5 protein-coding genes and 2 pseudogenes are annotated in these 5,609 nt (G+C 72.9%); all 7 read right to left on the reverse strand.

From position 1 onward, the window contains the following. A pseudogene (locus tag I6A60_RS41190) lies at positions 1–536 on the reverse strand (protein translocase subunit SecD); the annotation flags it as partial. 199 nt (positions 537–735) lie between these two features. After that, a complete protein-coding gene (yajC, locus tag I6A60_RS02825) occupies positions 736–1,209 on the reverse strand; it encodes a preprotein translocase subunit YajC (RefSeq protein WP_203016127.1) in 474 nt (157 codons plus the stop codon). Positions 1,210–1,520: 311 nt separating this feature from the next. Beyond that, entirely contained in the window at positions 1,521–2,627 is a 1,107-nt protein-coding gene (gene ruvB, locus I6A60_RS02830; protein WP_203016125.1) for a Holliday junction branch migration DNA helicase RuvB, read from the reverse strand. 29 nt (positions 2,628–2,656) lie between these two features. Then, complete coding sequence (gene ruvA / locus I6A60_RS02835) at positions 2,657–3,274, reverse strand: Holliday junction branch migration protein RuvA (protein ID WP_203016124.1); 618 nt, start codon at positions 3,272–3,274, stop codon at positions 2,657–2,659. Continuing rightward, on the reverse strand, positions 3,271–3,795 hold the full coding sequence (gene ruvC / locus I6A60_RS02840; protein WP_203016123.1) for a crossover junction endodeoxyribonuclease RuvC: 525 nt from the start codon (positions 3,793–3,795) through the stop codon (positions 3,271–3,273). Before ruvC ends, ruvA begins: the two co-directional genes overlap by 4 nt. Before the next feature lie 218 nt (positions 3,796–4,013). Continuing rightward, complete coding sequence (locus I6A60_RS02845) at positions 4,014–4,769, reverse strand: YebC/PmpR family DNA-binding transcriptional regulator (RefSeq protein WP_203016122.1); 756 nt, start codon at positions 4,767–4,769, stop codon at positions 4,014–4,016. 203 nt (positions 4,770–4,972) lie between these two features. Next, positions 4,973–5,497: pseudogene (gene pdxT, locus I6A60_RS02850) on the reverse strand (pyridoxal 5'-phosphate synthase glutaminase subunit PdxT); the annotation flags it as partial. Between the last annotated feature and the right edge of the window lie 112 nt (positions 5,498–5,609).

Below are 5,609 nucleotides of genomic sequence, written 5' to 3' on the forward strand. Positions count from 1 at the left end.
CGGGGGGTGGGCGCGGGGGGGGCGGGGGGGGGCGGGCCGGCGGGGGGGGGGGGGGCCCCCCCCGGGGGGCGGGGGCCGCCCCCGCCGGCCGCCGCGGCCGGGGCGACCGAGGCGGTGGCCGTCGGGGACGCGACGACCGCCGTGCCGGCACCGGAGGTGTAAACCGTCCGGAAGCGCAGCTCGGCGGTCTGGCCGACGAGGTTCACCACGTCGGAGCGGCCGCGACCGGGCACCGAGATCTCGATCTGGTTGCCGTTGCGCTTGACCTCGGACTCCGCGACACCGAGGCCGTCGACCCGCTGGCGGATGATGTCGACCGCCTTGTCGACCGCGCCGCCGTTGACCTTCTGGCCCGCCTGCGTCGCGCGCGGCGTGAGGATGACGCTCGTGCCGCCCTGCAGGTCCAGGCCGAGCCGAGGCGTGAACGTCCCGGTTAGAGCCATGATCGCGTAGAGCACCGCGAGCACACCGGCCAGGAACCCCAGCCGGAGCCATGACGAACGGGTCTCCCGCGTTCGCGTCGACCGTCGTGCCAACGGATTTCCCTTCTGCCCACCGGATCGGATGATCCCGACCGGAGCCAAACTATCCGACGGGCGCAGGCGTTGAGACGTTCCGTCGCCCCGCGAGGGCCCGAAGAGTCGTTCTATCCACGAAGCTCTGGTGAGCCGATTCCAACGCGCCGCCCACGGCAGGGCCGCTTCACACGCGAAGGGATGACGGCGTGGGCCGCGCCTACAGTTCCTTCTTCGGCGGCTGGCTGGCCTCAGGCGCCTCAGGGGCGGCGGCCGGTTCGTCGGCCGGCGTCTCATCGGCGGTCGTCTCGTCCGCCGGCGTTTCAGCGTCCTTCTCGAACGACACCGGGGTGTCCTCCTCCGGGACACCGGGGGTGTCCGGGGAGCTGATGACCCGGCCGATCGCGCCGCGGTTGAACCGGCAGACCACGTCCGGCGCGATCTCCAGCAGGATGTCCTCGCCGTCGGTCTCGACGATCGTCCCGTAGAGGCCACTGCGCGTCATGACGAGCGTGCCAGGGCCGAGCTTCGACTGCTCGCTCTGAGTCGCGCGCTGGCGCCGACGCTGCATCGTGAAGAAGTAGACCCCGACCAGGACGATCAGGAGCGGGAGCAGCCAGCTCCCGAAGCCGCCACCCGACTTGCTGGCGGCCTCGTTGTTGGCCGCGATCGCCGCGGCCGCGATTGGTTGCACGTCCTGTTCCTCCTCGGTGTCGCGGCCGATCGTACGTATCAGGCCACGGGACTCGACGGGAGGGCACCAAGACGCGCCGGTTTCGCCATTGGGTCGGCCCTGTTGCCGCTCCGGCGGCCGGGTCTCGGCCAGCGGGATGACATCCGTACGGTCACAGCGAGTGCTCCGATCGCGAGCGCCCGACGATCTGTGCTCATAGCGTGTGCCCGGATGCGCCGCGTGTCAGGATCGCACGGCGCTCTGTGGACGAGCGGTGTCCGTCCACAGGGACTTCCGTCGGACCGCCGACCCCGGTCAGTCTGCGCCACTCCTCAGCTTTCCGGCCTGGCCTCCGCCCGGAAACCCGGTTCTGACTGGAATCCCGGTTGAGAGAAGAGCGCCGCCTGGGCCGGCGGCACCTGTGACCGGCCGAGTTCCTGGTCCGGCGGGTCGAAGCCGAGGTGGGTGAAGGCGGCCGGCGTGGCCACCCGCCCGCGCGAGGTCCGCACCAGCAGGCCGGCCCGCAGCAGGAACGGCTCGGCGACGTCCTCGACGGTCTCCGGCTCCTCCCCGACCGACACGGCCAGCGTGGTGAGCCCGACCGGCCCGCCGCCGAAGCGCTTCACGAGGGCCGTGAGCACCGCGCGGTCCAGCCGGTCGAGGCCGAGCGGGTCCACGTCGTACACCCGCAGCGCGGCCTGCGCGACGTCGAGGGTGACGACCCCGTCGGCGCGCACCTCGGCGTAGTCACGAACCCGGCGCAGCAGGCGGTTGGCGATCCGGGGGGTCCCCCGGGAACGCCCCGCCACCTCGGTCGCACCCTCCGGCGTGAGCTCCACCCCCAGCAGCCGGGCCGAGCGGGCCAGAACCGCGACGAGCTCGTCGGGGTCGTAGAAGTCCAGATGCGCGGTGAAGCCGAACCGGTCGCGCATCGGCCCGGTCAGCAGGCCGGCGCGGGTGGTGGCACCGACGAGGGTGAACGGCGCCACGTCGAGCGGGATCGCGGTCGCACCGGGTCCCTTTCCGAGCACCACGTCGACCCGGAAGTCCTCCATCGCCGAGTAGAGCAGCTCCTCGGCCGGCCGGGCAATCCGGTGGATCTCGTCGATGAACAGCACCTCGCCGGGGCCGAGCGAGGTGAGGATCGCGACCAGGTCGCCGGCACGCTCGATCGCGGGGCCACTGGTCAGCCGCAACGGCACCGCCAGCTCCTGGGCAATGATCATCGCGAGGCTGGTCTTGCCGAGCCCCGGCGGCCCGGACAGCAGTACGTGGTCCGGAGGCCGGCCGCGCCCGCGCGCCCCGGCCAGCATGATCGAAAGCTGCTCCCTGGCCTTGCGCTGGCCGACGAACTCCGCCAGCGTCCGCGGGCGCAGCCCCGCCTCGAAGGCACGCTCCTCGGCGGTGGCCGCCGCGGCGACCAGCCCGTCCTCACCCATCCGCGCCACCTGTCAGCTCTCGGTCCCGGCTACCGCGGCCGCAGGAAGGCCAGCGCGGCGCGCAGCAGTGCTGACACGTCGTCGGTGTCGGTGTCGTCGCCGGCCAGCACCGCCGCCACGGCGTCCTCGGCCTCCCGGGTCGAGTATCCGAGCCCGCCCAGCGCGTCCGCGACCTGCTCGGGGGCCGTGCGCGGCGCCGGCAGGACCCGGCCCCCGGCGGCCTGGCGTGTCGGCGCGCCACCGACGGGCGGGCCGAGCTTGTCCTTGAGGTCGAGCACGATGCGCTGGGCACCCTTGCGCCCGACGCCGGGGACCCGCGTCAGCGCCGCCAGGTCCTCGTCAGCGACTGCCCGGCGCACCTCGTCCGGGGCGAGCACACCCAGCACCGCCTGGGCGAGCTTGGGGCCGACGCCGGCCGCGCCCTGCAGGGTCTCGTAGACATCGCGCTCGTCCGCGTCGGCGAAGCCGTAGAGGGTCAGCTCGGTCTCCCGGACCACCAGCGCGGTCGCCAGCCGGGCCGGCTCGCCGACGGCCAGGCCGGCCAGCGTCGCCGGGGTGCACTGGACCAGCAGCCCGACCCCGCCGACCTCGACGACGGCCGCCGTCGGCGACACCGACAGCACCGTCCCCGCGACCGACGCGATCATGCCGACGTCCCCCCGCCTGCGACGGCAGCCCGCACCCGCGCGAGCCCGGGGCCACGCCAGACGTGGCACAGCGCGAGGGCGAGCGCGTCCGCTGCGTCGGCCGGTTTCGGCGGGGTGTCCAGGTCGAGCAGCTTGGAGATCATGAAGGTCACCTGGGCCTTGTCCGCGCGGCCGCTGCCGGTGACGGCGGCCTTGACCTCGCTGGGCGTGTAGAGCGCGACCGGCAGGCCCCGGCGCGCCGCGAGCACGATGGCGACGGCACCGACCTGGGCGGTGCCCATGACCGTGCGCACGTTGGCCTGGCTGAACACGCGCTCCACCGCGACCGCATCGGGCCGGTGCCGGTCGAGCCACAGGTCGATCTGCACCGAGATGTCCCGCAGCCGGATGGCCACGTCCTCGGCGGCCGGGGTGCGCACGACGCCCACCTCGACGAGCGTCGCCCGCCGCCCGGCGCCGCCGCCCTCGACGACCCCGAGCCCACACCTCGTCAGCCCGGGGTCGACCCCCATTACCCGCATGACCGCCCAGCTCCTCGGCTGCCGATTTCACCGCCAGGACAGACAACGCCGGACCCCTCGGTCGAGCGAAGCTCGACACCGGGGGTCCGGGGGTCGGCCCCCGGGCGGACATCACGGCCACCGGGAAGCTGACCGAAGGTCAGCGAACACGGTACGCCGGCACGAACGCCTGTTCGGAGTCTAGGAGGGGGGCGCATCAGGACATCCGCGACACGCGGCTAGCCGGCCACGAGCTCCATGATCTCGTCCGAGATGTCGGCGTTGAACCAGACGGACTGGACGTCGTCCAGGTCCTCCAGCGCGTCGACGAGCTTGAGCACCTTGCGGGCCGGCTCGGCCTCCAGCGGCACGCTGACGCTCGGCAGCCACGAGATGTCCGCCGAGTCGATCGCCAGGCCGGCGTCGGTCGCCGCGACCCGGACCGCGTGCAGATCGGTGGCCTCGGAGATGACCTCGAACGCCTCGCCGAGATCGTTGACCTCGTCGGCGCCGGCGTCGAGCACCGCCACCAGCACGTCGTCCTCGGTCAGGTCCTTGGTCTTGGTGACCAGCAGGACGCCCTTGCGGTTGAACAGGTAGGCGACCGAGCCCGGGTCGGCGACCGTGCCGCCGTTGCGGGTGATGGCCACCCGGACGTCAGAGGCGGCCCGGTTCCGGTTGTCGGTCAGGCACTCGACCATGACCGCGACACCGTTCGGGCCGTACGCCTCGTAGGTGATCGACTCGTAGTTCACGGAGTCCCCGAGCTCACCGGAGCCGCGCTTGACGGCGCGGTCGATGTTCTCGTTCGGCACCGACTGCGACTTCGCCTTCGCGATCGCGTCCGCGAGCGTCGGGTTGCCAGCGGGGTCGCCGCCGCCGGTCTTCGCCGCCACCTCGATCGTCTTGATCAGCTTGGCGAACAGCTTGCCCCGACGGGCGTCCTTGACCGCCTTCTGGTGCTTCGTGGTCGCCCACTTGGAGTGACCGCTCATGCCCTGCCCCTCTACATTCATGGCCCGGCCTACGCGACGCGGGAAACCTCATGATCGCACCCTTGGTCGAGCGAAGCCCGACACCGGGGTCCGGATCCGGGGCCCCCGGCTGGCCGCGCTAACGGACAGTCGGGGGAGGTGTCCCCGGAGCAGACATCTGGCGACGGCCCGCCGGGAAGCTGCCCGAAGGGCAGCGAACACGGCTAGCCGGCCGCCGACTCCTGAACCATCTCGACGAACAGCTCGTGCATCCGGGTGTCCCCGGTCAGCTCGGGGTGGAACGAGGTGGCCAGCAGGTGCCCCTGCCGTACGGCCACCGGATGCTCCCCGACCCGGGCCAGGACCGTCACCGCGTCGCCGGCCTTCTCCACCCACGGAGCGCGGATGAACACGGCGTGCACGGGCGGCCCGTCGACGCCGGCCACGTCGAGGTCGGCCTCGAACGAGTCGACCTGACGACCGAAGGCGTTGCGCCGCACGACCACGTCGAGCCCACCGATCAGCGGCTGGTCGGGCCGGCCGTCCAGCACGTCCCGCGCGAGCAGGATCATGCCAGCGCACGAACCGTACACCGGAAGACCATCCGCGACGGCATCCCGGAGTGGTTCGAGCAGCTCGAAGATCTTCAACAGCCGGCCGATGGTGGTCGACTCACCGCCCGGCAGCACCAGACCGTCGAGGGCGGCCAGCTCCGTGGGCCGGCGCACCTCCACCGTCTCGGCGCCCGCCCCCGCCCCCCCCCCCCCGGGGGGCCCCCCCCCCCCCGGCCCCCGGCGTCAGAGCGCCTGCTGGCCCCGCTTTCGCAGCCGCGGAATTCTGTCGAAGTACACGGCGAGCCGG

The sequence above is a fragment of the Frankia sp. AgB1.9 genome, assembly GCF_016786355.1.
In the GTDB taxonomy this organism is placed as follows: Bacteria; Actinomycetota; Actinomycetes; order Frankiales; family Frankiaceae; genus Pseudofrankia.

Excerpts from the sequence above, each read along its gene's own strand:
- ruvB (WP_203016125.1), bottom strand. The coding sequence starts at position 2,627 with ATGGGTGAGGACGGGCTGGTCGCCGCGGCGGCCACCGCCGAGGAGCGT.
- ruvA (WP_203016124.1), bottom strand. The coding sequence starts at position 3,274 with ATGATCGCGTCGGTCGCGGGGACGGTGCTGTCGGTGTCGCCGACGGCG.
- ruvC (WP_203016123.1), bottom strand. The coding sequence starts at position 3,795 with ATGCGGGTAATGGGGGTCGACCCCGGGCTGACGAGGTGTGGGCTCGGG.
- I6A60_RS02845 (WP_203016122.1), bottom strand. The coding sequence starts at position 4,769 with ATGAGCGGTCACTCCAAGTGGGCGACCACGAAGCACCAGAAGGCGGTC.